The organism is Kitasatospora sp. NPDC004799, assembly GCF_040609095.1.
GTDB lineage: Bacteria > Actinomycetota > Actinomycetes > Streptomycetales > Streptomycetaceae > Kitasatospora.
This window is the reverse complement of the sequence record NZ_JBEXJK010000595.1, coordinates 1-3,633: the sequence shown is the minus strand read 5'-3', so window position 1 is coordinate 3,633 and position 3,633 is coordinate 1. Positions and strand designations below refer to the sequence as shown.

The following is a 3,633-nucleotide window of genomic DNA, read 5'->3' as shown; positions in this document are numbered from 1 at the left end:
ATCTCTCGCCGCCCCCGCGGTGCCCGCCCGGCGGCCCGAGCGGATCGCCGGCCTCACCGCCGCCGGGGCCGGCTCCCGCCGGATCCGGACGCTGATCGCCGGCGAGGTCGTGCTCGCCTGCACCCTGGGCAGCGGGCTCACCCTGCTGGCCTTCCTGGTGCTGCGCAACGACGTCGCCGGGCCCTCGCTCGCCCGCGACCTCGGCATGGGCGCGCCGCTGCCGGCCGCCGCACCGGTCGCCCTGCTCGCCCTGGTCCCGCTCACCGCCGGCACCGCCGCCGCCTGCGCGGTGCCCGTCACCGACACCCTGCCCGGCGGCCGTCCCCAGGCCCCGACCGGCTTCGGCGTCTGGCGTATCGCCCTGGCGACCGGGCTGGGCGTGATCGGCGCCGCGCTCGAACTCATCGCCCTGCGGCCCGGCGCCGCCGTCGACGGCCGCCCGGTCCACCTGCCCGCCGGGCTCGGCTCCACCAGCACCGCCGCCCTCGGCGGCTGGGCCGCCAGCGCGCTCGGCCTCGCCCTGCTCACCGGCCCGCTGCTGGCCTGGGCCGGGCGGCTGCTCGCCGTCGGGCGGCCCACCCCGCTGCGGCTGCTGGCCGGGCGGGGCCTCACCGCCCAGGCCCGCCGGCTCGGCGCGCCGCTGGCCGTGCTCACCCTCGCCGTCGCGCTGGTGCTCACCACCGTCCGCTACTGGATCGGCACGCCCGACAGCGCCGACGCGCTGCCCGCGGTCGAGGCCTGCCTGGTGCTGGGCTGCGCGGCCGCCGCGGTGATCACCCGGCTCGCCGAGGTCCGCACCGACCGCCGGGAGGTCACCGACGCGCTGCTGCGCCTCGGCACCTCGCCCCGGCTGCTGTTCGGCGCGGTCGCGCTGCGCACCCTCGCGGTGGGCAGCACGCTGCTGCTGACCGGTGGGGCGACCGCCGCGCTGGCGGCCGCCGGACTCCGATAGTTCCGACTGCTCAGCCGGCCGCGGCGAGCTGGCCGCAGGCGCCGTCGATCTCCTGGCCGCGGGTGTCGCGGACGGTCGTCGGCACGCCGTGCGACTGGAGGCGGCGGACGAACTCGCGCTCGTCCTCGGGCCGGGACGCCGTCCACTTGGAACCGGGGGTCGGGTTCAGCGGGATCAGGTTGACGTGCACCCGGTGGTTCTTGATCAGCCGGCCGAGCAGGTCGGCCCGCCACGCCTGGTCGTTGATGTCCTTGATCAGCGCGTACTCGATGGAGATCCGGCGGCCGGACTTCTCCGCGTAGTTCCAGGCCGCGTCCAGCACCTCGGCGACCTTCCACCGGGTGTTCACCGGCACCAGCTCGTCGCGCAGCTCGTCGTCGGGGGCGTGCAGCGACAGCGCCAGGCGGCAGCTGAGGCCCTCGTCGGCGAACCGGTTCATCGCCGGGACGAGGCCGACGGTGGAGACCGTGATGCCCCGCTGGGACAGGCCGAAGCCGTCCGGCGCCGGGTCGGTCAGCCGGCGGATCGCGGCCAGCACCCGGTTGTAGTTGGCGAGCGGCTCGCCCATGCCCATGAAGACCACGTTGGACAGCCGCGCCTCGCCGCCGGGGATCTCCCCGGACTTGAGCGAGCGCATCCCGGCGGCGATCTGCTCGACGATCTCGGCGGTGGACAGGTTGCGGGTCAGCCCGGCCTGGCCGGTGGCGCAGAACGGGCAGTTCATGCCGCAGCCGGCCTGCGAGCTGATGCACATGGTGACCCGGTCCGGGTAGCGCATCAGCACGGACTCCACGAGCGTGCCGTCGAAGAGCTTCCAGAGCGTCTTGCGGGTGGCGTCGTCGTCGCAGGAGACGTGCCGGACCACCGACATCAGCTCGGGCAGCAGGCTCTCGGTGAGCTTCTCCCGGCTGGCGGCGGGGATGTCCGTCCAGCTCGCCGGGTCGTTCGACATCCGGCCGAAGTAGTGGTTGGAGAGCTGCTTGGCGCGGAACGGCTGCTCGCCCAGCTCGGCGACGGCCTCCTTGCGCTCGGCGGGGCTCAGGTCGGCGAGGTGTCGCGGGGGCTTGGCGCCGCGCGGCGCGACAAAGGTGAGTTCTCCGGGCTTAGGCATGGTTGTTCCAGTGTCGCAGACGCGCGAGGGACCCGGACGCCAGGCGTCCGGGTCCCTCGTACGTACGTCCGGTCGGCGCGGTCAGCTGCCGACGAAGGCCGCCAGCAGCAGCCAGACCACCGGGGCGGTCGGCAGGAGCGAGTCCAGCCGGTCCATGATGCCGCCGTGGCCGGGCAGCAGCGTGCCCATGTCCTTGATCCCGAGGTCGCGCTTGATCATCGACTCGCCCAGGTCGCCCAGGGTCGCGGTGACCGCCGCGCAGCCGCCCAGGATCAGGCCCTGCCACCAGCTGCCGCCGTCGATGATCAGCTGCATCAGCAGCGCGCCCGCCAGCATCGACAGGCCGATGCCGCCGGCCAGGCCCTCGCGGGTCTTGCCCGGGCTGATCGTCGGGGCGAGCTTGGTCTTCCCGAACTTGTAGCCCACCGCGTAGGCGCCGGTGTCGCTGCAGATCGTCACGATCAGGAAGAGCACGATCCGCTGGGGGCCGTCGTCGGCCGCCAGCATCATCGCCACGAAGGTGGCCAGGAACGGCACGTAGAAGGCCGTGAACACGCCCGCCGTTATGTCCCGCAGGTAGTCCTCCGGCGGCTGGGCCATCCGCCAGACCATCACCGCCAGCCCGGTCAGGGCGAGCGAGGCGGCGGCCCACTGGATGCCGGACCAGTAGCCGGTGGCGACCATCGCGAGGCCGCCCACGACCAGCGGCACCAGCGGCGCCTTGATCTGCTTGCGCTCGGCGAGCCGGCTGGTCAGCTCCCAGACACCGACCGCGACCGCGGCCATCACGACGACCAGGAACAGCGCCTTCACCACGAACAGCGAGGCGATGATCACCGCGCCGAGGCCGACGCCCACGCCTATGGCGGCCTGGAGGTTACGGCCACCGCGCTGCTTGCGCGGCTGCGGCTGCGGGGCGGGCTGGGCGGCCACGGGTGTCTCCTGCCCTGGGTGGGACGACGGCACGAAGTGGGGCTGCCCGGCCGCCGGGTGGTTCGCCGACGGCGCGGGATGCACCGGTGCCCCCGGGTGCGGCGGGGTGCTGCGGCCGGGGGCAGGGGTGGCGTCGTCGGATATCGCGCGCAGCACGACCGTCTCCGTCACGCCCGGCGGTGCGGGCTCGGGCTGCTCGTCCCGGAACAGCGGGCCGCTCAGCCGGCCGGCCTCCCTGGCCTGCCCCTCGGCGGGGTCGGCCGGTCCACCGGGGCCGGGGCCTCCGGGGACGGGACCTCCGGGGGTGGGCCGACCGTGGGCCGCGGGTCGGCCGTGGGCGGCCGAACGGCCCGGGGCGGGCGTGCCCGGCGGCGGGCCGGGCTCGGCCGGTACGGGAGGCATGACCTGAGTCTCCTCCGCGTCGCCGCCCCAGTACACCGGAGGCTGCTGCGACTGATCCGAACGGAGGCCCGGCGCTCCCTGGGCGGCGCCCGGCGCGCCCGGGGGCACGGCGTGGCCGCCCGGGTGGCCGGGGTGCCCGTGGGGATGAACTGCGGCAGCATCGCCATGTAGAAGACGCCGTTCTTCGGGTTCAGCAGGCTGGTGCCCAGCCCGCGCGCCCAGGAGCGGGCCCACG

General features: G+C 75.2%; 3 protein-coding genes. 1 reads left to right on the top strand and 2 read right to left on the bottom strand.

The features are described from left to right. Window positions 1–952 (top strand): hypothetical protein (locus ABZW03_RS38620; protein WP_355269219.1); only part of this gene is annotated, 952 nt, incomplete at its 5' end. A gap of 10 nt (window positions 953–962) precedes the next feature. On the opposite strand, the gene rlmN is transcribed toward ABZW03_RS38620, so the two are convergent. Together rlmN and ABZW03_RS38610 are read right to left on the bottom strand one after the other, a co-directional pair. Then, window positions 963–2,063: a 23S rRNA (adenine(2503)-C(2))-methyltransferase RlmN gene (gene rlmN / locus ABZW03_RS38615; protein WP_355269217.1), complete on the bottom strand. Its 1,101-nt coding sequence runs from the start codon at window positions 2,061–2,063 to the stop codon at window positions 963–965. A gap of 81 nt (window positions 2,064–2,144) precedes the next feature. Then, window positions 2,145–3,398, bottom strand: coding sequence for a phosphatidate cytidylyltransferase (locus tag ABZW03_RS38610; protein WP_355269215.1), 1,254 nt, complete (start codon window positions 3,396–3,398; stop codon window positions 2,145–2,147). Window positions 3,399–3,633: the final 235 nt, after the last annotated feature.